This is a genomic window from Streptomyces sp. NPDC050534 (assembly GCF_044457745.1).
Classification (GTDB): Bacteria; Actinomycetota; Actinomycetes; order Streptomycetales; family Streptomycetaceae; genus Streptomyces.
The window spans coordinates 103,891-126,441 of the sequence record NZ_JBITHF010000020.1 but is presented as its reverse complement, the minus strand read 5'-3'; the positions used below and the strand labels follow the sequence as shown (position 1 = coordinate 126,441).

The 22,551-nt window shown below is 71.2% G+C and carries 23 protein-coding genes; 21 read left to right on the top strand and 2 right to left on the bottom strand.

Annotated features, from left to right (window positions below):
- The first annotated feature begins 17 nt into the window (after positions 1 to 17).
- From ACIBN2_RS43260 to ftsH, 3 genes are all read left to right on the top strand, one after another.
- The gene (locus tag ACIBN2_RS43260; protein WP_399143205.1) at positions 18 to 2,465 is read left to right on the top strand and encodes a [protein-PII] uridylyltransferase; all 2,448 of its coding nucleotides are present in this window, start codon (positions 18 to 20) and stop codon (positions 2,463 to 2,465) included.
- An 85-nt stretch (positions 2,466 to 2,550) separates the two neighbouring features.
- Positions 2,551 to 4,101: a signal recognition particle protein gene (ffh, locus tag ACIBN2_RS43255; RefSeq protein WP_399143203.1), complete on the top strand. Its 1,551-nt coding sequence runs from the start codon at positions 2,551 to 2,553 to the stop codon at positions 4,099 to 4,101.
- Between the two features lie 75 nt (positions 4,102 to 4,176).
- Positions 4,177 to 6,195, top strand: a complete 2,019-nt coding sequence (gene ftsH, locus ACIBN2_RS43250; RefSeq protein WP_399143202.1) for an ATP-dependent zinc metalloprotease FtsH — start codon at positions 4,177 to 4,179, stop codon at positions 6,193 to 6,195.
- Here ftsH and ACIBN2_RS43245 read toward each other — a convergent pair.
- Complete coding sequence (locus tag ACIBN2_RS43245; protein WP_399143200.1) at positions 6,192 to 7,058, bottom strand: SAM-dependent methyltransferase; 867 nt, start codon at positions 7,056 to 7,058, stop codon at positions 6,192 to 6,194. The two genes, ftsH and ACIBN2_RS43245, sit on opposite strands and share 4 nt — an antisense overlap.
- 573 nt (positions 7,059 to 7,631) lie before the next feature.
- Here ACIBN2_RS43245 and ACIBN2_RS43240 point away from each other — a divergent pair.
- From ACIBN2_RS43240 to ACIBN2_RS43160, 17 genes are all read left to right on the top strand, one after another.
- Entirely contained in the window at positions 7,632 to 8,228 is a 597-nt protein-coding gene (locus tag ACIBN2_RS43240; RefSeq protein WP_384263272.1) for a hypothetical protein, read from the top strand.
- Positions 8,229 to 8,536: 308 nt separating this feature from the next.
- Complete coding sequence (gene rpsP / locus ACIBN2_RS43235) at positions 8,537 to 8,965, top strand: 30S ribosomal protein S16 (RefSeq protein WP_399143198.1); 429 nt, start codon at positions 8,537 to 8,539, stop codon at positions 8,963 to 8,965.
- A 2-nt stretch (positions 8,966 to 8,967) separates the two neighbouring features.
- Positions 8,968 to 9,207 carry an RNA-binding protein gene (locus ACIBN2_RS43230; protein WP_003973401.1) on the top strand — a complete coding sequence of 80 codons (240 nt, stop codon included), beginning with the start codon at positions 8,968 to 8,970 and terminating at the stop codon, positions 9,205 to 9,207.
- Between the two features lie 83 nt (positions 9,208 to 9,290).
- Entirely contained in the window at positions 9,291 to 9,833 is a 543-nt protein-coding gene (gene rimM / locus ACIBN2_RS43225; RefSeq protein WP_399143196.1) for a ribosome maturation factor RimM, read from the top strand.
- A gap of 3 nt (positions 9,834 to 9,836) precedes the next feature.
- Complete coding sequence (gene trmD, locus ACIBN2_RS43220; RefSeq protein ID WP_399143194.1) at positions 9,837 to 10,670, top strand: tRNA (guanosine(37)-N1)-methyltransferase TrmD; 834 nt, start codon at positions 9,837 to 9,839, stop codon at positions 10,668 to 10,670.
- Positions 10,671 to 10,804: 134 nt separating this feature from the next.
- Positions 10,805 to 11,155: a 50S ribosomal protein L19 gene (gene rplS, locus ACIBN2_RS43215; RefSeq protein ID WP_234847506.1), complete on the top strand. Its 351-nt coding sequence runs from the start codon at positions 10,805 to 10,807 to the stop codon at positions 11,153 to 11,155.
- A gap of 45 nt (positions 11,156 to 11,200) precedes the next feature.
- Positions 11,201 to 11,917, top strand: coding sequence for a signal peptidase I (gene lepB, locus ACIBN2_RS43210; RefSeq protein WP_399143192.1), 717 nt, complete (start codon positions 11,201 to 11,203; stop codon positions 11,915 to 11,917).
- The gene (gene lepB, locus ACIBN2_RS43205; RefSeq protein ID WP_399143190.1) at positions 11,910 to 13,016 is read left to right on the top strand and encodes a signal peptidase I; all 1,107 of its coding nucleotides are present in this window, start codon (positions 11,910 to 11,912) and stop codon (positions 13,014 to 13,016) included. Before lepB (ACIBN2_RS43210) ends, lepB (ACIBN2_RS43205) begins: the two co-directional genes overlap by 8 nt.
- Entirely contained in the window at positions 12,904 to 13,911 is a 1,008-nt protein-coding gene (gene lepB, locus ACIBN2_RS43200) for a signal peptidase I (RefSeq protein WP_399143188.1), read from the top strand. The genes lepB (ACIBN2_RS43205) and lepB (ACIBN2_RS43200) overlap by 113 nt, the downstream gene beginning before the upstream one ends.
- Before the next feature lie 91 nt (positions 13,912 to 14,002).
- The gene (lepB, locus tag ACIBN2_RS43195) at positions 14,003 to 14,779 is read left to right on the top strand and encodes a signal peptidase I (protein ID WP_399143187.1); all 777 of its coding nucleotides are present in this window, start codon (positions 14,003 to 14,005) and stop codon (positions 14,777 to 14,779) included.
- Complete coding sequence (locus ACIBN2_RS43190; protein WP_399143185.1) at positions 14,769 to 15,293, top strand: NUDIX hydrolase; 525 nt, start codon at positions 14,769 to 14,771, stop codon at positions 15,291 to 15,293. Before lepB (ACIBN2_RS43195) ends, ACIBN2_RS43190 begins: the two co-directional genes overlap by 11 nt.
- 55 nt (positions 15,294 to 15,348) lie before the next feature.
- On the top strand, positions 15,349 to 15,657 hold the full coding sequence (locus ACIBN2_RS43185) for a DUF2469 domain-containing protein (protein ID WP_003993268.1): 309 nt from the start codon (positions 15,349 to 15,351) through the stop codon (positions 15,655 to 15,657).
- Between the two features lie 107 nt (positions 15,658 to 15,764).
- Entirely contained in the window at positions 15,765 to 16,127 is a 363-nt protein-coding gene (locus ACIBN2_RS43180) for a YraN family protein (protein ID WP_399143183.1), read from the top strand.
- Position 16,128: 1 nt separating this feature from the next.
- Entirely contained in the window at positions 16,129 to 17,754 is a 1,626-nt protein-coding gene (locus ACIBN2_RS43175) for a YifB family Mg chelatase-like AAA ATPase (RefSeq protein ID WP_399143182.1), read from the top strand.
- Positions 17,751 to 18,911, top strand: a complete 1,161-nt coding sequence (gene dprA / locus ACIBN2_RS43170; RefSeq protein ID WP_399143180.1) for a DNA-processing protein DprA — start codon at positions 17,751 to 17,753, stop codon at positions 18,909 to 18,911. The genes ACIBN2_RS43175 and dprA overlap by 4 nt, the downstream gene beginning before the upstream one ends.
- A 271-nt stretch (positions 18,912 to 19,182) precedes the next feature.
- Positions 19,183 to 20,025, top strand: a complete 843-nt coding sequence (gene whiG, locus ACIBN2_RS43165) for an RNA polymerase sigma factor WhiG (protein WP_399143179.1) — start codon at positions 19,183 to 19,185, stop codon at positions 20,023 to 20,025.
- Between the two features lie 74 nt (positions 20,026 to 20,099).
- The gene (locus ACIBN2_RS43160) at positions 20,100 to 20,654 is read left to right on the top strand and encodes a TetR/AcrR family transcriptional regulator (protein WP_399143227.1); all 555 of its coding nucleotides are present in this window, start codon (positions 20,100 to 20,102) and stop codon (positions 20,652 to 20,654) included.
- 33 nt (positions 20,655 to 20,687) lie between these two features.
- Here the strand turns inward: ACIBN2_RS43160 and ACIBN2_RS43155 are convergent, their stop codons facing one another.
- Complete coding sequence (locus tag ACIBN2_RS43155) at positions 20,688 to 21,287, bottom strand: murein hydrolase activator EnvC family protein (protein ID WP_399143177.1); 600 nt, start codon at positions 21,285 to 21,287, stop codon at positions 20,688 to 20,690.
- A 270-nt stretch (positions 21,288 to 21,557) separates the two neighbouring features.
- Between ACIBN2_RS43155 and rpsB the strand changes: the two genes are divergently transcribed.
- Positions 21,558 to 22,535 carry a 30S ribosomal protein S2 gene (gene rpsB, locus ACIBN2_RS43150; protein WP_399143176.1) on the top strand — a complete coding sequence of 326 codons (978 nt, stop codon included), beginning with the start codon at positions 21,558 to 21,560 and terminating at the stop codon, positions 22,533 to 22,535.
- Positions 22,536 to 22,551: the final 16 nt, after the last annotated feature.

Sequence of the window (22,551 nt, the reverse complement as noted above, 5' to 3'; positions counted from 1 at the left end):
GGAACAGGAGTCGCCGGGTGTCGAGTACGGACGTGCGCAAGGAAGCAGAGGACTCGGGACCCAGCGGCTACGCGGCGGCCCGGCTGCGCCTCCTCACCGAGGAGGCGCAGTCCGGGCCGCCGCGCCGTACGGCCCTGTCCGCGCTGACGGACAAGTGGCTGGCGGGGCTCTTCGGCGCGGGCGCCGAGGGGCTGCGCGGGGTCTCCCTGGTCGCCGTCGGCGGCTACGGCCGCGGTGAGCTCTCCCCACGCAGCGACCTGGACCTGCTGCTCCTGCACGACGGCGGCGACACCGAGGCGGTCGCCGCGCTCGCCGACCGCATCTGGTACCCCGTCTGGGACCTCGGGCTCGCCCTGGACCACTCGGTGCGCACCCCGGCGGAGGCCCGCAAGACGGCCGGGGAGGATCTGAAGGTCCAGCTCGGTCTCCTGGACGCCCGCCACATCGCCGGTGACATGGGGCTGACGGCCGGTCTGCGCACGGCCGTTCTCGCCGACTGGCGCAACCAGGCGCCCAAGCGCCTGCCCGAACTCCAGGAGCTGGGCGCCGAGCGCGCCGAGCGGCAGGGCGAGCTGCAGTACCTGCTGGAGCCGGATCTGAAGGAGGCCCACGGCGGGCTGCGGGACGCCACCACGCTGCGCGCCGTCGCCGCCTCCTGGGTGGCGGACGCCCCGCGCGAGGGCCTGGCCGAGGCCCGGCGGCGGCTGCTCGACGTACGCGACGCGCTGCACCTGGCGACCGGGCGCGCGACCGACCGGCTCGCGCTCCAGGAGCAGGACCAGGTCGCCGCCGAGCTCGGTCTGCTCGACGCCGACACGCTGCTGCGGGAGGTGTACGAGGCGGCCCGCGTCATCTCGTACGCCAGTGACGTCACCTGGCGCGAAGTGGGCCGGGTGCTCAAGTCGCGGGCCGTGCGGCCGCGGCTGCGCGCCATGCTCGGCGGCGGGAAGCCGGTCGCCGAGCGCTCGCCGCTGGCCGAGGGCGTGGTCGAGCAGGAGGGCGAGGCCGTGCTGGCCCGTGCCGCCCGCCCCGAGCGCGACCCCGTGCTGCCGCTGCGTGCCGCGGCCGCCGCCGCCCAGTCCGGCCTGCCGCTCTCCCTGCACGCCGTACGGCGCCTGGCGGCGACCGTGCGCCCGCTGCCCACGCCTTGGCCCGCGGAGGCCCGCGAACAGCTCGTGACCCTGCTCGGCTCGGGCCGCCCGACCGTGGACGTATGGGAGGCGCTGGAGGCGGAGGGCCTGATCACCCAGCTCCTGCCGGACTGGGAGCGGGTGCGCTGCCGCCCGCAGCGCAACGCCGTGCACCTGTGGACCGTCGACCGGCACCTGATCGAGACAGCCGTCCGCGCCTCCGAGTTCACCCGCCGCGTCCACCGCCCGGACCTGCTCCTGGTCGCCGCCCTGCTGCACGACATCGGCAAGGGCTGGCCCGGCGACCACTCGGTGGCCGGCGAGATCATCGCCAAGGACGTGGCCGCGCGCATCGGCTTCGACCGCGAGGACGTCGCCGTGATCGCCACCCTCGTCCGCCACCACCTGCTGCTGATCGACACGGCCACCCGCCGCGACCTGGAGGACCCGGCCACGGTCCGCTCGGTCGCCGAGGCCGTCCGCACGCAGTCCACGCTGGAGCTGCTGCACGCGCTGACCGAGGCGGACGCGCTGGCCACCGGCCCGGCCGCCTGGTCGTCCTGGCGCGGTTCGCTCGTGGCGGACCTGGTCAAGCGGGTGTCCGCGGTGTTCGCCGGCGACCCGCTGGACGAGCCCGAGGCGGCCGCGCCCACCGCCGAACAGGAACGCCTGGCCATCGAGGCGGTCGCGACGGGCAGCCCGGTGCTGTCCCTGCGCGCGCAGACCGAGCCGCCGGCGGAGGAACAGCCGGCCGGCGACCCGGAGCCGCTCGGCGTCGAACTCCTCATCGCCGTACCGGACCAGCCCGGAGTGCTGCCCGCCGTGTCCGGCGTGCTCGCCGTGCACCGGCTGACCGTCCGCACCGCGGAACTGCGCGCCCTGGAGCTGCCGGACGGCGTCGACGGCTCGGTTCTGCTGCTGAACTGGCGGGTCGCCGCGGAGTACGGCTCCCTTCCGCAGGCCGCCCGGCTGCGCGCCGACCTGGTCCGCGCCCTCGACGGCTCCCTGGACATCGCGGGCCGCCTCGCCGAACGCGACGCCGCGTACCCGCGCCGCCGGGGCGTCGTGGCCCCACCGCCCCGCGTGACCGTCGCCCCGGCCGCCTCCCACCTGGCCACGGTGATAGAGGTCCGCGCCCAGGACGCCCCTGGCCTGCTGTTCCGCATCGGCCGCGCCCTGGAGGACGCGAACGTCCAGGTCCGCAGCGCCCACGTCTCCACCCTGGGCGCGAACGCCGTGGACGCCTTTTACGTGACCGGCCCGGAGGGCGCGCCTCTGCCGGGCGAGGAGGCGGCGTCCGTGGCCCGGAAACTGGAGGAGATGTTGCGGGGCTGAACACGGGATCCCGGCGTCGTACCGACCCGGGATACCCTGGAGGGCGATTCGTCAGCTGCCACCGACCCCGAGGACCGCGAGCGCCGTGTTCGATACTCTTTCCGATCGCCTCTCAGCGACTTTCAAGAACCTGCGCGGCAAGGGACGGCTCTCCGAGGCGGACATCGACGCCACCGCGCGCGAGATCCGCATCGCGCTCCTCGAGGCCGACGTGGCGCTGCCCGTCGTCCGGTCGTTCATCAAGAACGTCAAGGAGCGTGCCCTCGGCGCCGAGGTCTCCCGGGCGCTGAACCCCGCCCAGCAGGTTCTGAAGATCGTCAACGACGAGCTCGTCACGATCCTCGGCGGCGAGACCCGGCGCCTGCGCTTCGCCAAGCAGCCGCCCACCGTGATCATGCTGGCGGGTCTGCAGGGTGCCGGTAAGACCACCCTCGCGGGCAAGCTCGGCCACTGGCTGAAGGAGCAGGGCCACTCGCCGCTGCTGGTCGCCGCCGACCTCCAGCGCCCCAACGCCGTGAACCAGCTGAGCGTCGTCGCCGAGCGCGCCGGCGTCGCGGTCTACGCGCCCGAGCCGGGCAACGGCGTGGGCGACCCGGTCAAGGTCGCCAAGGACTCCATCGACTTCGCGAAGTCCAAGGTCCACGACATCGTGGTCGTCGACACCGCCGGCCGCCTCGGCATCGACCAGGAGATGATGCAGCAGGCCGCGGACATCCGCGACGCCGTCTCCCCGGACGAGATCCTGTTCGTCGTCGACGCGATGATCGGCCAGGACGCGGTCACCACCGCCGAGGCCTTCCGTGACGGCGTCGGCTTCGACGGTGTCGTGCTCTCCAAGCTCGACGGTGACGCCCGCGGTGGTGCCGCCCTGTCGATCCGCCAGGTCACCGGCACGCCCATCATGTTCGCGTCGAACGGCGAGAAGCTCGAGGACTTCGACGCCTTCCACCCGGACCGGATGGCCTCCCGCATCCTCGACATGGGTGACCTGCTCACCCTGATCGAGCAGGCGGAGAAGACGTTCAGCCAGGAAGAGGCCCAGAAGATGGCCTCCAAGCTGGCGTCGAAGAAGGGCCAGGACTTCACCCTGGACGACTTCCTGGCCCAGATGGAGCAGGTCAGGAAGATGGGCAGCATCAGCAAGCTGCTCGGCATGCTCCCGGGCATGGGCCAGATCAAGGACCAGATCAACAACCTCGACGAGCGCGACGTCGACCGCACGGCCGCGATCATCAAGTCGATGACCCCGGCCGAGCGCCAGGAGCCGACGATCATCAACGGCTCGCGCCGCGCCCGTATCGCCAGGGGTTCCGGCGTCGAGGTCAGCGCCGTGAAGAACCTGGTCGAGCGGTTCTTCGAGGCCCGCAAGATGATGTCCCGCATGGCGCAGGGCGGCGGCATGCCGGGGATGCCCGGGGTGCCGGGCATGGGCGGCGGCCCCGGCCGCAGCAAGAAGCAGCCTAAGAAGGCCAAGGGCAAGCAGCGCTCCGGCAACCCGATGAAGCGCAAGCAGCAGGAGCAGGAGGAGGCCGCACGCCGGGCCGCCGCCGCCGAGGGCGGCGCCTTCGGCCTGCCGGGCCAGCAGGCCCCGCAGGACTTCGAGCTCCCGGACGAGTTCAAGAAGTTCATGGGCTGAGTACCCCGGTGGGCCCGGGGGCCGGGTTCGCCCGCTGCGTGTGCCGGGGGTTGGTCGTTGCCGTAACGTCCGGATATGACCAACCCCGCGCCGCCGCGCAAGTCGCCGGACCAGCCCTGGCGCACGGAGGGCACGCCCGACGAGCCGCCGAAGCCGGCGGCTCCGGGCGGGCGCAAGATGCGGGGCGGCTGGTGGAGCCTGATCCTCACCGCGCTGGTCGTGTACCTGATCGCGAACCTGGTCCTGTCGTTCTTCAACGAGGGCGACGAGCCGACGATCTCGTACACCGAGTTCAGCAAGCAGGTCGACGCGGGCAACGTCAAGAAGATCTACGCCAAGGGCGACGCGATCCAGGGCCAGCTCAAGAAGGGCCGGGACAATCCCGAGGGCGAGGGCACGTACACCAGGTTCAACACCCGGCGCCCGTCCTTCGCGGACGGCAAGCTCTGGGAGGACCTGACCAAGCACGACGTCACCGTCACGGCGGAGCCGGTCGTCCAGCACCGTAGGTTTCCGGCCAATCTGCTGATCTCGCTGGCACCGATGCTGCTCCTGATCGCGGTGTGGGTCTTCATCGCCCGGCGGATGAGCGCGGGGCTCGGCGGGGCGGGCGGGATGCTCGGCCGCAAGGCGCCGCCCAAACCGGTCGAGCTGGAACCGGGGCAGGAGCGCACGACCTTCGAGGACGTGGCCGGCATCGACGAGGTCGAGGGCGAGCTCAACGACGTCGTCGACTTCCTCAAGAACCCCGACGCCTACCGCAGGATGGGCGCCAAGATGCCGCGCGGCGTGCTGCTCACCGGCCCGCCCGGCACCGGCAAGACCCTCCTCGCGCGCGCCGTCGCCGGCGAGGCGGGCGTGCCCTTCTTCTCCGCCTCCGCCTCCGAGTTCATCGAGATGATCGTCGGCGATGGGGGAGCCTCACGCGTGCGTGAGCTGTTCGCGGAGGCCCGCAAGGTGGCCCCGTCGATCATCTTCATCGACGAGATCGACACCATCGGCCGGGCCCGCGGCGGTGGTTCGGGCATGGGCGGCCACGACGAGCGTGAGCAGACGCTGAACCAGATCCTGACCGAAATGGACGGCTTCTCGGGCTCCGAGGGCGTCATCGTCATCGCCGCCACCAACCACGCCGACGTCCTCGACCCGGCCCTGACCCGCCCCGGCCGCTTCGACCGCGTCGTCCAGGTCTCGCCCCCGGACCGGGACGGCCGCGCGGCCATCCTGCGGATCCACACCCGCGAGATCCCGCTCGCCCGGGACGTCGACCTCGCCCAGGTCGCCCGTACGACCCCGGGCATGACCGGCGCGGAACTCGCCAACCTCGCCAACGAGGCGGCCCTGCTCGCCGTCAAGCGCAAACAGGAGCGGGTGACCCAGGGCGACCTCTCGGAGGCCCTGGAAAAGGTCCAACTGGGCGCCGAACGGCCCCTGGTGATGCCCGAGGAGGAACGCCGGCGCACCGCGTACCACGAGAGCGGCCACGCACTGCTCGGCATGCTCCAGCCCGGCGCCGACCCCGTCCGCAAGATCACCATCGTCCCGCGCGGCCGAGCCCTCGGCGTCACGCTCTCGACACCGGAGTCCGACAAGTACGCGTACACCGAGCAGTACCTGCGCGGCCGCATCATCGGAGCCCTCGGCGGCATGGCCGCGGAGCAGGTCGTCTACGGCGTCGTCACGACCGGCGCCGAGAACGACCTGGAGCAGGTCACCAACATCGTGCGCGGCATGGTCGCCCGGTGGGGGATGAGCGAGCGCGTCGGCCGGCTGTCCGCCCTGCCCGGCGACGCCCAGCAGGCGTACGGCCTCGCGGCGGCCCCGCAGACCCTCGACGTGATCGAGGACGAGATGCGCCGGATCGTCGACGAGTGCTACGACGAGGCGCGCCGCAAGCTGAGCGACCACCGCTCCCAACTCGACGCACTCGCCCACGCGTTGCTGGAGAACGAGACCCTGGAGGAGGCGGACGCCTACCGCATCGCGGGCGTCACGCGCCTGACGAAGGACGAGACCTGGCGGAGGACGAGGCCTGACGAAGGACGAGACCGACGATCCGGCCCCGAGCGACGAGCACTGAAGGCCGGGTCCTAGGGGACCCGCGCGATCAGGTACCGGAAGACGTTCGGCATCCACACGGTCCCGTCCGGCCGCAGATACGGATGCAGTGCCTCCGTCAGCTCCTTGTCCACCTGCGCCGGGTCCGTCGCGGAGACCGCCGCGTCGAACACGCCCGTCGACAGCAGCCCCCGTACCGCGCTCTCCACGTCGGCGTACCCGAAGGGACACGCGACCCGTCCCGAGCCGTCGGGCTTCAGCCCCGCCCGCTGGGCCACCTCCTCCAGGTCGTCGCGAAGGGCGGGGCGCCAACTGCCCGCGCTGCGCAGCGGATCCGCCAGTCTGGTGGCCACCCGCAGGACGGACGACGTGGTGCAGCGTTCCGGCGGACCCCAGCCGGCGAGCACCACGGGCGCCCCGCGCTCGGCGAGCGGCGTCGCTGCCTGCAACAGCCCGCCGAGCCCCTCCGAGTCGCCCGCCAGACACCCGATGGGCTCGAAAGCGGTCACCAGGGTGAACGCGGGCGTCTCCGCGCCGCTCGCGGACCCTATGTCCTCGGGTGAACCGTCGACGAGCCGGGCGCCCGCACGCGCGCGTGTGCGCCACGTGTCCGGGAGCAGCCGCTCCCGCGCGAGGGCGAGCCGTTCGGGGCAGGAGTGGTCGATGCCGGTGACCGCGGCCCCTCTGGACGCCGCCATGAGAAGGGCGAGCCCGCTGCCGCAGCCGAGCCCCAGCAGCCGGGTGCCGGCGCCCACTTCCAGTCGCTCGTAGACGGCCTCGTAGAGCGGGACCAGCATCCGCTCCTGGATCTCGGACCAGTCACGCGCGCGTGCACACCGGTCCACAGGGGGTGTCTCACCCGCGTGGGAGAAGTGCCGCCGCACGAGCGTAGGTGTCATGTAAAGCGCCCCAATCCGCCGAGAGTTGCCGCTGTGCCCTTTTCCGTAGCCCCCGTGACGTGCGCTCGCACTCCCCCCGTATGCCAGGTAACTCCGCACTCGACCGCGCGTCCAGTGCTATCGGGGCTCGGCTTGAGGGTTCGCTGCGGGAGTGGCGAGATTTCACATCCCGGCAACCTGGGCCACTACGATCACCGGATCCGCACCGGCGGCACGCGGCGCGGCCGTACGGCGTCTGCCCGCCGGGAAGGGCCGGTGCCGGGGTGCGGGGAGGCGCCCGGTAACGTCGCGGGCGCCGGCGGCGCTTAGTGAGGTAGCGCGTTCCGCCCGCGAGAGCGGCCGAAACGCCTCTTGCGCATCTGCGGATCACCGCCGCACCGGCGCGTGGACATCATCTACGCGCCGGGTCGTAGCCCCGACTACGTACCGGCTTGGTATGAGCTGTGAGGTTTCTCCGCAGATCAGCGCACCCGCCCTCGTCAGGACGCATCAGCGGCAACTGACGGGTACGTGCAAATTATTTGGGATGGCCCGGAATAGGAACACAGGGGCACCCCCGCTCGTTGTCATTACGTGAGCACGACACAGACACCACCTGTTCTGGCCGCAGAGCTGGCACAGGCGTGGGCCGATATTCAGCGGTACCACCCCGAGCTGCCCGATCTGGCCGCGCCCGAGTCCCTGATCGGAGAGTCCTCGTCCGCCTGCGGTCACGAGCTCTCCTTCGAGCGACTGCTCCATGAGGCAGTCCATGGCATCGCCGCCGCGCGCGGCGTGCGCGACACATCCCGTGCCGGCCGCTACCACAACCGCAGATTCCTCGCCATCGCCGAGGAGCTGGGCCTGGACCACCCCGAGGAACCGCATCCCAGCAGCGGCTTCTCGCTGGTCACGCTCAACCCCGAGGCCAAGCGCCGCTACCGCCCGACGATCGAGCGGCTCCAGCGCGCCCTGAAGGCCCACACGGCGGCCACCTCCGCCGACACCCCGAAGAGCTTCCGGGGCCCGGCCGCCCGGCACGGCTCGTCCGGTGGCGGTGTCCGGGTGAAGGCGGTCTGCGACTGCGGCCGTAACGTCCGCGTGGTCCCGTCCGTCCTCGCCCAGGCCCCGATCGTCTGCGGCGGCTGCGGGAAGCCGTTCCGGATTCCGGAGGTCGTGGGAGCGGCGTAGCCGCCCGTATGAGGTACCGGCATCTCGTGGCTGTCGGTGCTGTGGCAGCCGCGCAGCCTGCGGTGGGCTGTGCGACCGTCCTCGGGGCACCCGCGGTGCCGGGTGCCCCTGAGGCGTGCCCGGGCACCCGCGGGCACCCGCGGCCAAAAGCGACCCGAAGGGTGTGGCACAATGGCTAGCTGTACTCGACAGCCGCACAGGACCCCTCTCTCCTCCGGCTGACGCGTCCGTCGGGCACTCGGGTACCGCAACCCCACGCGGCCATCTCGCCGTGCCCAACCACGTCAAATCCAGGAGAACCCACTCCCGTGGCAGTCAAGATCAAGCTGAAGCGTCTGGGCAAGATCCGTTCGCCTCACTACCGCATCGTCGTCGCCGACTCCCGCACCCGCCGTGACGGCCGTGCGATCGAGGAGATCGGTCTGTACCACCCGGTGCAGAACCCGTCCCGCATCGAGGTCGACGCGGACCGCGTGGCGTACTGGCTCTCCGTCGGCGCCCAGCCGACCGAGCCCGTTCTCGCCATCCTGAAGAAGACCGGCGACTGGCAGAAGTTCAAGGGCGAGCCCGCCCCGGCGCCGCTGCTGCAGCCGGCCGAGAAGGCCGCGCGCCCCTCGTTCGAGGCCCTTGGTGGCGACGACGAGGGCAAGGGTGAGGCCATCACCCAGAAGAAGAAGGCTGAGAAGAAGGACGAGGCTGCCGCTGAGTCGTCTTCGTCTGCGTCGACCGAGGCCTGAGCATGCTCGAGGAGGCTCTCGAGCACCTCGTGAAGGGCATCGTCGACAACCCTGACGATGTGCAGGTCGCCTCGCGCAACCTGCGCCGCGGACGCGTGCTCGAGGTCCGGGTCCACCCCGACGACCTCGGCAAGGTGATCGGCCGCAACGGCCGCACCGCACGCGCTCTGCGCACCGTCGTGGGCGCCATCGGCGGCCGCGGTGTCCGCGTCGACCTCGTCGACGTGGACCACGTCCGCTGACGTCAAACGCAACACCGGCTCGGGCCGGGGAGGGCCACTGGGCCGTCCCCGGCCCGTAGTCGTACGACAGGAGATTTGGACACGTGCAGCTGGTAGTCGCGCGGATCGGCCGTGCCCACGGCATCAAGGGCGAGGTCACCGTCGAGGTACGCACCGACGAGCCGGAACTCAGGCTCGCACCCGGAGCGGTGCTCACCACCGATCCCGCAGCCCCGGGACCCCTCACCATCGAGACGGGCCGCGTCCACAGCGGCCGTCTCCTCCTGCGCTTCGAGGGCGTCAAGGACCGCACCGCCGCCGAAGCCCTCCGCAACATCCTCCTGATCGCCGAGGTCGATCCGGAGGAGCTGCCCGAGGAGGAGGACGAGTACTACGACCACCAGCTGATGGATCTGGACGTGGTCACCGCGGACGGCGTCGAGGTCGGCCGGATCACCGAGATCTCACACCTGCCGTCCCAGGACCTCTTCATCGTCGAGCGGCCCGACGGGAGCGAGGTGATGATCCCCTTCGTCGAGGAGATCGTCACCGAGATCGATCTCCAGGAGCAGCGGGCGGTCATCACCCCGCCGCCGGGTCTGATCGACGACAAGGCGGAGATCGTCTCCTCGCGGGAAGAGTCGTAAGAGATGCGCCTCGACGTCGTCACGATCTTCCCCGAGTACCTGGAACCGCTGAACGTCTCCCTCGTCGGCAAGGCACGCGCGCGTGGGCAGCTGAACGTCCATGTGCACGACCTGCGCGCGTGGACGTACGACCGCCACAACACCGTCGACGACACGCCGTACGGCGGCGGCCCCGGCATGGTCATGAAGACCGATCCCTGGGGCGACGCGCTCGACTCCGTCCTCGCCGACGGATACGAGACGGGCTCCCACGCGCCCGCCCTGATCGTCCCCACGCCCAGCGGCCGCCCCTTCACCCAGGAGCTCGCCGTGGAGCTCTCCGAGCGCCCCTGGCTGATCTTCACGCCCGCGCGCTACGAGGGCATCGACCGCCGCGTGATCGACGAGTACGCCGGCCGTATGCCCGTGTACGAGGTGTCCATCGGCGACTACGTCCTGGCCGGCGGCGAGGCAGCCGTCCTGGTCGTCACGGAGGCCGTGGCCCGCCTCCTGCCCGGCGTCCTCGGCAACGCCGAGTCCCACCGGGACGACTCCTTCGCGCCCGGCGCCATGGCGAGCCTCCTGGAAGGCCCCGTCTACACCAAGCCGCCCGAGTGGCGCGGTCGCGGCATCCCCGACGTGCTGCTCAGCGGCCACCACGGCAAGATCGCCCGCTGGCGCCGCGACGAGGCCCTGAAGCGTACGGCGGCCAACCGGCCCGACCTCATCGAGCGCTGCGACCCCAAGACCTTCGACAAGAAGGACCGCGAGATGCTCTCCATCCTGGGCTGGTCCCCGGACCCGGAGGGGGAGCCGCACGGCCGATTTTGGCGCAGGCCACAGGGCGTGGAAGAATAGGCCGCTGCTGTGCGCCGTCCGGCGTGCGCCCCTGCCACAGGGGGACACGACGCCCGCCCCGACGACGGCAGCATCCTTCACGAAAACCTAGTTCCCGTTGATGACCTGTGGCATCGGCGAAGAAAGCAGACGAAATGTCTCACCTGCTCGACACCGTCGACTCCGCGTCGCTGCGCAGCGACGTCCCGGCGTTCCGCCCGGGCGACACCGTCAACGTCCACGTCCGCGTCATCGAGGGCAACCGCTCCCGTGTGCAGCAGTTCAAGGGCGTTGTGATCCGCCGCCAGGGCGCCGGCGTGCGCGAGACCTTCACGGTCCGCAAGGTCTCCTTCTCCGTCGGCGTCGAGCGCACCTTCCCGGTGCACACCCCGATCGTGGAGAAGATCGAGCTCGTCACCCGCGGTGACGTGCGTCGCGCCAAGCTGTACTACCTGCGCGAGCTGCGCGGCAAGGCGGCGAAGATCAAGGAGAAGCGCGAGAGCTGAGCTCGCGCCGGGGTCCATAGGACGGCCGGATAGCATTCCGCCCCGATGGACGCCGAAGCACAGCAGACGGAGCGCGACCGCTCCTCCCGCCCTTCCACGTCCGAGGAGACCTCGGACACAGGAGGGCCGGAGGGACGGTCGCGTTTCGCGTTGGTGTCACGGATCACCGAGTGGCTGCCGGGCGGCCGGATCTCCCTGACCCTGCTCATCTGCCTGGTGTTTTTGCTGGTTCTCAACGCTTTCGTGGTGCAACCGTTCCAGATTCCCAGCGGATCCATGGAGAACGGATTGAGGATCGGGGACCGCGTTCTCGTAAATAAGTTGGCGTACCGTTTCGGTGCCGAACCGCGGCGCGGCGATGTCGTCGTGTTCGACGGAACCGGGTACTTCGGTAGCGGGGACTACATCAAGCGCGTCGTGGGTGTGGGGGGAGACCACGTGGTCTGCTGCGACAGGGAGGGGAGGATCGAGGTGAACGGCCGGTCGGTCGACGAGTCGACTTTCCTGTACCCCGGTGACAGCCCGTCCACCGTGCCCTTCAAGGTCGTCGTACCCGACGGCACCCTCTTCGTCCTCGGCGACCACCGCGGCGACTCCAGCGACTCCCGCGACCACCTGGGCTCACCCGGCGGCGGCATGATCCCGGTCTCCGACGTCGTCGGACGCGCCGACTGGATCGTCTGGCCGTCCGCCCACTGGACCCGTCTGCACCGTCCCGGCGCCTACGCGCGCGTGCCCGCCGCGGGCGGTGCCCATGGGTAACCGCGGCAGACCGCGCGGCTCGGGGCCGAGCGACCCCTTCGGTACGGAGAACCTGCTGCCCACCGGCTCCCGGCGCACCGGCGGGTCGGCGGCGAACGGCCGTACCCGCGCCGAGCGGCGCAAGCTCCAGCGCAAGGTCAAACGAAAGCGCAGGCGCAGCGCGGTCAAGGAGATACCCCTCCTCGTCGGCGTCGCCGTCCTCATCGCCCTGGTCCTGAAGACGTTCCTCGTCCAGGCGTTCGTGATCCCGTCCGGCTCGATGGAGCAGACGATCCGGATCGGCGACCGCGTCCTGGTCGACAAGTTCACCCCCTGGTTCGGCTCCAAGCCCAAGCGCGGGGACGTCGTCGTGTTCAGGGACCCCGGCGGCTGGCTCGCGGACGAGCAGACCACGACCAAGAAGAACGACCCCGTCGTCGTCAAGCAGGTCAAAGAGGGACTGACCTTCATCGGCCTGCTGCCGTCCGACAACGAGAAGGACCTCATCAAGCGGGTCATCGGCGTCGGCGGCGACCACGTCAAGTGCTGTGACGCGCAAGGGCGGATGACCGTCAACGGCGTGCCCCTGACCGAGACCGGCTACCTGTATCCCGGAAACGCCCCCTCCACACAGGAGTTCGACATCACCGTCCCCAAGGGGCGGCTGTGGGTGATGGGTGATCACCGCGCCAACTCCGCGGACTCCCGGGCGCATCAGAACACCGACTACGGCGGGACGGTCTCCGAGGACTCGGTGGTGGGACGGGCGATGGTGATCGCCTGGCCGCTCGGCCACTGGAACAGCTTGAAAGAACCTAAAACTTTCGCTTCCGTTTCCAACTCCGTGTCGGGGACGACCGCGGCCCCGCAGCTGTCGCATAGGGTTGCTTCCGACGATTTCAACGGAACGATCCAGCTCCCGAGCCCTGCGGAACTCCCGCTCGTTATGGGAGTGGTGGGCCTGCACCGCGTCTGGGGCAGGCGGCGGCACAGAGTAAGGAGTTGGCGTGGGGGATGTGGCGGTTGGCGCACGGTCCGGACACGACGGCGAGGAGCACCGCGGCAATTCCGTGGACGCTGCCGTCCCGGCCGCGGACAGCGCCGTGACCTCCGGGAATGACTCCGGGGCGACCGATGACGGCAGGAGGCCGGGCGGCCGGGACCGGACCGACGAGGAGGGCTCGGGCGGCACGCCCCCCAGGTCCGCGAAGCAGCGCTCCTTCTGGAAGGAGCTGCCCATCCTGATCGGTATCGCGCTGGTGCTGGCGCTGCTGATCAAGACCTTCCTGGTGCAGGCGTTCTCGATTCCGTCGGACTCGATGCAGAACACCCTCCAGCAGGGCGACCGCGTCCTCGTGGACAAGCTCACCCCCTGGTTCGGCTCCAAGCCCGAGCGCGGCGAGGTCGTCGTCTTCCACGACCCGGACAACTGGCTGGCGGGCGAGCCCACGGCCACCCCGAACGCGCTGCAGAAGGTGCTCAGCTGGATCGGCCTGATGCCGTCCGCGGAGGAGAAGGACCTGATCAAGCGCGTCATCGGCGTGGGCGGCGACACCGTCTCCTGCAAGGGCTCCGGCCCGCTGATGGTCAACGGCAAGGCACTGAACGACACGTCGTTCGTCTACGCCGGCAACACCCCGTGCAGCGTCGACGACCAGGGCGGCCAGTTCTCGGTGAAGGTCCCCAAGGGCTACATCTGGGTCATGGGCGACCACCGCCAGAACTCCCGCGACTCGCGCTACAACCAGAGCGACAAGCACAACGGCATGGTCCCGGTGAACAAGGTCGTCGGCCGCGCCATCGTCATCGCCTGGCCGATCACCCGCTGGGACACCCTGCCGATTCCGGACACCTTCGACCAGCCCGGTCTGGACAAGCAGTCCTCGGCGTCCGCCGCCCTGACGGCCGCACCGAACGCGCTCGCCCTCGCGGGCACCGTGCCGGTGGTGCTGTGGCGGCGCAGGCGGACCGAGTCCGTGGACACCCGCCGGGGCGGCTCCGTGGAGCACGTCTGACCCCGCCTTGGTGAAGCCCTGGTGTAGCTGTGGCCAAGGCAGCCGGTGAAGGGCTGCCCGGGTCACGTACCGCCGGGTAGGGTGCGGACCCATGGGTGGCGAGAGCACTACGCGTACGGCCCCGCGCAGCGGTGGCACCAGCACAGGCCCGGTGGGCAGCAGGACCGGACAGCGACTGTCCGGACTGGCCGTCGCACTGGGCGTCGTGCTGTTCCTCGGAGGATTCGCCTGGGGAGCCGTGATCTACCGGCCGTACACGGTGCCGACCAGTTCGATGACGCCGACGATCGGCGTCGGCGACCGGGTGCTGGCACAGCGGGTGGACGGCAGTGAGGTACGCAGGGGCGACGTCGTCGTCTTCAACGACACGAGCTGGGTGACCGGCTCGGCCGTGGTCAAGCGCGTGGTGGCGGTCGGCGGGGACACGGTCTCCTGCTGCACGAACGGCAAGCTGACCGTCAACGGCAAGCAGATCGACGAGGCGTACCTCAAGGGCAACGTCGTCGAGGACAAGAAGATCCCGACCGTGAAGGTCCCCAAGGGCCGCCTGTTCCTGCTCGGTGACGAGCGCGAGGGCTCCCTGGACTCCTCCGCCCACCTCAGCGACGCGGCGCAGGGCACGGTCCCGGAGTCCACCGTGACGGCCCGCGTCGACGCCATCGCCTGGCCCATGAAGGGCATGCTGGAGCGCCCGACCGGCTTCAAGACCCTCGGGCCGCTGTCCCAGCCGGGCCCGCTGCGCATCATCGTCACCATGATCGTCGCGGGTGCCGTCCTCGTCTTCGCCGGCGGCGCCTACGGCCCGATCGCCAAGCGGACGGGCGCCCGGCGGTCCCGTGCGCGGACGGAGCCCGTGGGTGCCCGCTGAGACCACGGGCGCGTACGAGGACTCGTACACGGGCGGCCTGCGCAAGGTGGCCCGGGTCGTCCTGCTCGACCCCGACGACCGCATCCTCCTGCTCAACGGCCACGAGCCGGACGACCCCCGCGACGACTGGTGGTTCACGCCCGGCGGCGGAGTGGAGGGCGACGAGAGTCGTGAACAGGCCGCACTGAGGGAACTCGCCGAGGAGACCGGCATCACCGACGTGGAGCTCGGGCCGGTGCTGTGGCGGCGGATGTGCTCCTTTCCGTTCGCGGGCCGCCGCTGGGACCAGGACGAGTGGTACTTCCTGGCCCGTACGACCCAGACGACGACCGAGGCCACCCGCCTCACGGAGCTGGAACGGCGCAGCGTCGCAGGAGCACGCTGGTGGACCTGTGCGGAACTTGCCCTGGCCCATGAGACGGTGTATCCGACCAGACTCGCCGAGCTGCTGCGCCGGCTGCTCGACGAAGGTCCCCCGGCCGGGCCCGTGACCCTTGATGCGGAAATCGTCTAGGGGTCACGGGACTGGCGCACAATGGTGGGATCGCACGGCTGAAGGGGAAGCTGCCATGAGCGCCGAGGACCTCGAGAAGTACGAGACCGAGATGGAGCTGAAGCTCTACCGGGAGTACCGCGATGTCGTCGGTCTGTTCAAATACGTGATCGAAACCGAGCGGCGCTTCTACCTCACCAACGACTACGAGATGCAGGTGCATTCGGTCCAGGGTGAGGTGTTCTTCGAAGTTTCGATGGCGGATGCCTGGGTCTGGGACATGTACCGGCCGGCTCGGTTCGTGAAGCAGGTGCGGGTGCTCACGTTCAAGGACGTGAACATCGAGGAGCTCAACAAGAGTGACCTGGAGCTGCCGAGCGGCTGATCCGTCCTCGTGTGAGTGACAAGGTTGTCCACAACCGGTGAGTAGCCCACCAAGATCCACTCGGTCGGGCCGGATGCGTGACGGTTGGCGCCGGAGGTGGTGCCGACATGAACGCACGCAGTGCACTCGGCAGGTACGGCGAGGATCTGGCCGCGCGGCGGCTGGCCGAGGCCGGGATGGCGGTCCTGCAACGCAATTGGCGTGGTGGCAGGACCGGTGAGATCGACATCGTCGCCCTGGACGGCGACGTGCTGGTCGTCTGCGAGGTGAAGACCCGCCGGGACGGCCGCTTCGAGCACCCGATGGCCGCCGTGACCCCGGAGAAGGCGCAGCGGCTGCGGGACCTCGCCGAGCGCTGGATCCAGACCCATGGGGGAGCGCCGCCGGGAGGTGTCCGCGTCGACCTGGTCGGCGTCGTCCTGCCGGACAAGGGCGCCCCGGTCGTCGAGCACGCGCGAGGGGTGGCCTGACATGGGATTCGCGCGTACGTGCTCGGTGGCCCTGGTCGGCGTCGAAGGGGTGGTCGTCGAGGTCCAGGCCGACCTGGAACCGGGGGTCGCGGCGTTCACGCTGGTGGGACTGCCGGACAAGAGCCTGACCGAGAGCCGGGACCGGGTGCGGGCGGCGGTCGTCAACTCGGGTGGCGAGTGGCCGCAGAAGAAGCTCACGGTGGGCCTCAGCCCGGCGTCGGTCCCCAAGGCGGGCTCGGGCTTCGACCTGGCCGTGGCCTGCGCGGTGCTCGGCGCAGCCGAGCGGATCGACCCGCGGGTGCTCGCGGACATCGTGATGATCGGGGAGCTCGGGCTGGACGGCAGGGTGCGCCCGGTCCGGGGCATCCTGCCCGCGGTGCTGGCCGCGGCGGACGCCGGTTACGAGCAGATCGTGGTGCCGGAGTGCGCGGCCGCCGAGGCCTCGCTGGTGCCCGGTGTCTCGGTACTGGGCATCCGCAGCCTGCGGCAGCTGATCGCCGTGCTGACCGACGAGCCGGTCCCCGAGGAGGAGCCGGACGAACTGGGCCGCCCGGACCCGCTGCTGGCCGGGCTGCGCGTGCCCGGCACCGGGGCGGCCACCGGCATGCACAGCCTGGGCGCGGCCCAGCACGACCACGACCACGACCTGGCCGACGTGGTGGGCCAGACCTCGGCCCGCACGGCGGTGGAGGTGTCCGCGGCGGGCGGTCACCATCTGTTCCTCGAGGGACCGCCCGGCGCCGGCAAGACGATGCTCGCGGAGCGGCTGCCGGCCGTACTGCCCCGGCTCACCCGCGAGGACTCGCTCGAGGTCACCGCGGTGCACTCGGTCGCCGGGCTGCTGCCGCCGGGCAAGCCCCTCATCGACGTCGCGCCCTACTGCGCCCCGCACCACTCGGCCACGATGCAGTCCCTCGTCGGCGGCGGTCCGGGCATCGCCCGCCCCGGCGCGGTGTCGCTGGCCCACCGTGGAGTGCTCTTTCTCGACGAGGCTCCGGAGTTCCACAGCCAGACCCTCGATGCCCTGCGACAGCCGCTGGAAGCGGGGCATGTGGTGATCGCGCGCAGCGCCGGGGTGGTGCGGTTCCCCGCCAGGTTCCTGATGGTGCTCGCCGCCAACCCCTGCCCGTGCGGACGCTTCTCGCAGCGGGACTCGCTGTGCGACTGCCCGCCGTCCGCGATCCGCCGGTACCAGGCCCGGCTGTCCGGGCCCCTGCTCGACCGTGTGGATCTGCGCGTGGAGGTCGACGCGGTCACCCGTGCCGAGCTGACCGTGCCCGGCGCCCGGGGTGAGTCCACCGCCACGGTGGCCGACCGGGTCCGGGCGGCGCGGGAGCGCGCGGCAGCACGCCTCGCGGGCACTTTCTGGCGGTCCAACAGTGAGGTCCCCGGGCGTGAACTGCGCAGCCGCTGGCACGCGGCGCCGGGAGCCATGGACGACGCCGAGCGCAGTCTGGAGCGCGGGGTGCTCACCGCACGGGGACTGGACCGCGTGCTGCGGGTCGCCTGGACCGTGGCGGACCTCGTCGGCCGGGGCCGTCCCGACGCGACGGACGTGGCCCTGGCCCTGCAACTGCGCACGGGCGTCCCGCGGGGCGTTCCGATGGCCATCGGGGCGCCGGCATGAGGGCCGGCGGCGACCCGGAGGCCGAGCGGCTCGCCCGCGTCCTTCTGGCCCGGGTGCTCGAGCCGGGGGACGAGGTCGGCGGGCGGTGGGTGCGGGAGATCGGGGCGCCGGAGGTGGCCCGGCGGCTGTGCGAGGGCGGGCCGCGCCTCGCCGGGGTGACCGACAGGCGCTGGGCCGGCCTCCTGGCCCGCGCCCGGCAGGCCGAGCCGGAGCGGGATCTCGCGCTGGCGCGGGACGCCGGGGTGCGGTTCGTGGCACCGGGAGACGGCGAGTGGCCGGGACAGCTCGACGATCTGGGCGACGGCCGGCCCTGCGGACTGTGGGTGCGCGGTCGGCCCAGTCTGCGGATGTGGGCCCTGCGCTCGGTGGCCGTCGTGGGCGCCCGCGCCTGCACCGAGTACGGCGCCCACATGGCGGCCACGCTCGGTGCGGGGCTCGCCGAGCACGGCTGGGTGGTCGTCTCCGGCGGCGCCTACGGGGTCGACGGCGCCGCGCACCGGGGCGCGCTCGGGGCCGGCGGCGCCACGGTGGCGGTCCTGGCCTGCGGGGTCGACCGGCCCTACCCGCGCGGACACACCGAGTTGATCACCAGGATCGCGGAACAGGGGCTCGTCGTCGGGGAGTTGCCGCCCGGTGATCACCCGACACCCAGCAGATTCATCGTCCGCAACCGCGTGATCGCCGCCCTGACCAGGGGCACCGTGGTCGTCGAGGCCGCCCACCGCAGCGGTTCGCTGGTCACGGCGCGGGCCGCGCAGCGACTGGGGCGCCACACCATGGGCGTGCCCGGACCGGCCACCAGCGGTCTGTCCGCGGGGGTGCACGAACTCCTGCGGGGCGACGCCGTGCTCGTCACCGATGCCGCGGACGTCGTCGAACTGGTCGGCGACATGGGGGAGCTGGCCCCCGACCGGCGCGGGCCCGTGCTGCCCCGCGATCTCCTGGAGCCGGGCGCCCGGCGCGTGCTGGCCGCGCTGCCCGGCCGCGGCGCGGCGCCGCCCGGGGCGATCGCGCGGGGCGCGCAGACCACGCAGGACGACGCGATCGCGAGGCTGTACGAACTCCGATCACTCGGTTACGTCGAACGACACGGCGACGGCTGGAAGTTGACACGCCAGGCGATGATCTCCGTCCGCGGGGGCCGGAGCCGATGCTGACCGAGGGTGTTCGGCCGTCCGGGGGAAGCCCGAGACCTGTGGAAATGCCCGCAGTTGACGTTCCGGGGTGCTCACGCAGAGCGATCACTGTGACTCCGTGGGGCGCACTGAGGAACGTATCTGCGCACGGGTGGCGGGCCGCTGTTCGCTCACCGCGACACTCCAGTCACGCTACGCTCACGTGGATTCCGACGCAGACAGGCATCTCGACATCAGACCGACAGCTCACCCAGGCACCCCCACTTCACGGCAGAACGGCACAAGGCGACGAATGCCCCAGCACACCTCCGGGCCCGACCGGGCGGCGATCCCCCCAGCCGCCCGTGACGGTGGCAGCGTGCGGCCGCCCGCTCCCTCGACGCTCGACGAGCTGTGGCGGTCGTACAAGGACACGGGGGACGAGCGGCTCCGGGAGCAGCTGATCCTGCACTATTCGCCGCTGGTCAAGTACGTGGCGGGACGGGTGAGCGTCGGTCTGCCACCCAATGTCGAGCAGGCCGACTTCGTTTCGTCCGGGGTGTTCGGGCTGATCGACGCGATCGAGAAGTTCGACGTCGACCGGGAGATCAAGTTCGAGACGTACGCGATCACCCGGATCCGGGGCGCGATGATCGACGAACTCAGGGCGCTGGACTGGATCCCGCGGTCGGTGCGGCAGAAGGCGCGGAACGTGGAGCGGGCGTACGCGACCCTGGAGGCGCGGCTGCGCCGGACGCCGTCGGAGGGTGAGGTGGCCTCCGAGATGGGCATCGCGGTCGACGACCTGCACGCGGTGTTCAGCCAGTTGTCGCTGGCCAACGTGGTGGCGCTGGAAGAGCTGCTGCACGTGGGCGGTGAGGGCGGCGACCGGCTCAGCCTGATGGACACGCTGGAGGACACCGCCGCCGACAACCCCGTGGAGGTGGCCGAGGACCGGGAACTGAGGCGGTTTCTGGCGCGGGCGATCAACACGTTGCCCGACCGCGAGAAGACCGTCGTCACGCTGTACTACTACGAGGGACTCACGCTCGCCGAGATCGGGAACGTGCTGGGCGTGACCGAGAGCCGGGTCAGCCAGATCCACACCAAGTCGGTGCTTCAGCTGCGGGCGAAGCTGGCCAGCTTCGGTCGTTGAGAGTCGTGACCCGCTCCCGCCGGGGGTGGTCCGTCCGTAAAGTGGTTGACGTGCCAAGGATTCGAGCGGCCTCCGTGGCCGAGCACCGGTCGATGCAGCGAGCCGCCCTGCTGGACGCGGCCCGGTCGTTGCTGTCGGAGGGCGGGACCGAGGCGCTGACCTTCCCTGCTCTCGCAGAGCGGACGGGGCTCGCGCGGTCGTCCGTGTACGAGTACTTCCGCTCCCGTGCGGCGGTCGTCGAGGAGCTGTGCGAGGTCGACTTTCCCGTGTGGGCCGCGGAGGTCTCGGCGGCGATGGAGCGGCAGGGGACGGCCGAGGCCAAGGTCGAGGCGTATGTCCGGCAGCAGCTGGAGCTGGTGGGGGACCGGCGGCACCGGGCCGTCGTGGCGATCTCCGCCGGTGAGCTGGACGCGCGGGCCCGGGAGAAGATCCGGGCCGCGCACGGCGGGCTGGTGGCGATGATCGTCGAGGCGCTGTCGCAGATGGGGCACTCGGAGCCCCGGCTGGCCGCGATGTTGCTGCAGGGGATCGTGGACGCGGCGGTGCGGCGGATCGAGCTCGGTGCGGAGGTGCCTTCGGCTGTCGCCGACGCGGCCGTGGCTATGGCGCTGCGGGGTGTGCGCGGCTGAGGCCGGCGCCGCAGCCGCACGACCGCCCACAGGTCAGGCAGGCTCGAGCGGGAGCGGTACGCCGAGCACCGGCAGCAGCCTCGACGGTCCCCTCCGCAACAGCCCTGGTGGCAGGAGGGACAGCGGATTCAGGTAGGTGCCGCCTCTCAGCAGACCCCAGTGGACGCACGTGACCGTGCAGTGGGAGGCCCCCGGCTCCACCGTCCCCACCACCTCACCTGCCTCCACCTCGTCCCCCTTCTTCACCGACGCCTTCACGGGTTCGTACGTCGTACGTAAGTCCGTGCCCGTCAGCCCCACGGAGACCACGCCCCGGCCCGCCACCCGGCCGGCGAAGGAGACGCGGCCGGGTGCCGCCGCCCGTACCGGGGCGCCGGGTGGAGCCGCCAGGTCGACGCCCCGGTGGCCGCGGCCGTAGAGAGTCGCCGGGGGTTCCCAGCCCCGCAGGACGGCGGGACGGGTTCCCACGGGCCAGGCGCGGCCGAGGGCCGGCGTGGGCGTGGGTGGGGCCTGGGGTGGGAAGGGGGGCGGGGTGTCCGCCCAGGCCCACGGGGTCAGGACGGCCAGGGTCAGGGACAGGGCCAGGGACAGCAGTACCGCCCATGACAGCCGCACGCTTCGGTTCGCTCGCATGCCGCAACCGTCCCGCACTCCCGGCAATCATGGCCGGGACCTGTGGACCACCACGCGGTTGTGGACAGCGGCGTCACCCGCTGCCTCGCCGGTCCCGTACACTTCTTCTGGCGATCCGGGTCACCGGGTCGACTTCGCACGCCCCGACACCAGGTGGTCACAAGCCGGTGTCAGCGCTCCTCGGTCCTTCGTGGCACGGCGCATGCGGGCGTCAGGCGCGGGAGCCGTCCGGTTCCCGCGGCACAACCGAGAAAACCAAGGAGAACGGCCATGGCCGTCGTCACGATGCGGGAGCTGCTGGAAAGCGGCGTCCACTTCGGTCACCAGACCCGTCGCTGGAACCCGAAGATGAAGCGCTTCATCTTCACCGAGCGCAACGGCATCTACATCATCGACCTGCTCCAGTCGCTGTCGTACATCGACCGCGCCTACGAGTTCGTCAAGGAGACCGTCGCCCACGGCGGCACGGTCATGTTCGTCGGCACGAAGAAGCAGGCGCAGGAGGCCATCGCCGAGCAGGCCACCCGCGTCGGCATGCCCTTCGTCAACCAGCGCTGGCTGGGCGGCATGCTCACCAACTTCTCCACCGTCTACAAGCGTCTGCAGCGCCTCAAGGAGCTCGAGCAGATCGACTTCGAGGACGTCGCCGCGTCCGGTCTGACCAAGAAGGAGCTTCTCGTGCTCTCGCGCGAGAAGGCCAAGCTGGAGAAGACCCTCGGTGGTATCCGCGAGATGCAGAAGGTGCCCAGCGCCGTCTGGATCGTGGACACCAAGAAGGAGCACATCGCCGTCGGTGAGGCCCGGAAGCTGAACATCCCGGTCGTCGCGATCCTCGACACCAACTGCGACCCCGACGAGGTCGACTACAAGATCCCGGGCAACGACGACGCGATCCGCTCCGTCACCCTGCTCACCCGTGTGATCGCCGACGCGGTCGCCGAGGGCCTCATCTCCCGCTCCGGTGTCGCCACCGAGGGCAAGGGCGAGAAGGCCGCGGGCGAGCCGCTCGCCGAGTGGGAGCGCGACCTGCTCGAGGGTGAGAAGAAGGCCGACGAGGGCGAGAAGAAGGCCGACGAGGCCGAGAAGCCCGCCGAGGCCGAGAAGGCCGCCGAGGCTCCGGCTGCCGAGGCCCCCGTCGCCGAGGCCCCCGTCGCCGAGGCCCCCGCCGCCGAGGCCCCCGCGGCCGAGGCTCCGGCCGCCGAGGCCCCTGCGGCCGAGGCTCCGGCTGCGGACGCCGAGCAGGCCTGACCGTCAGCGTCCTGAA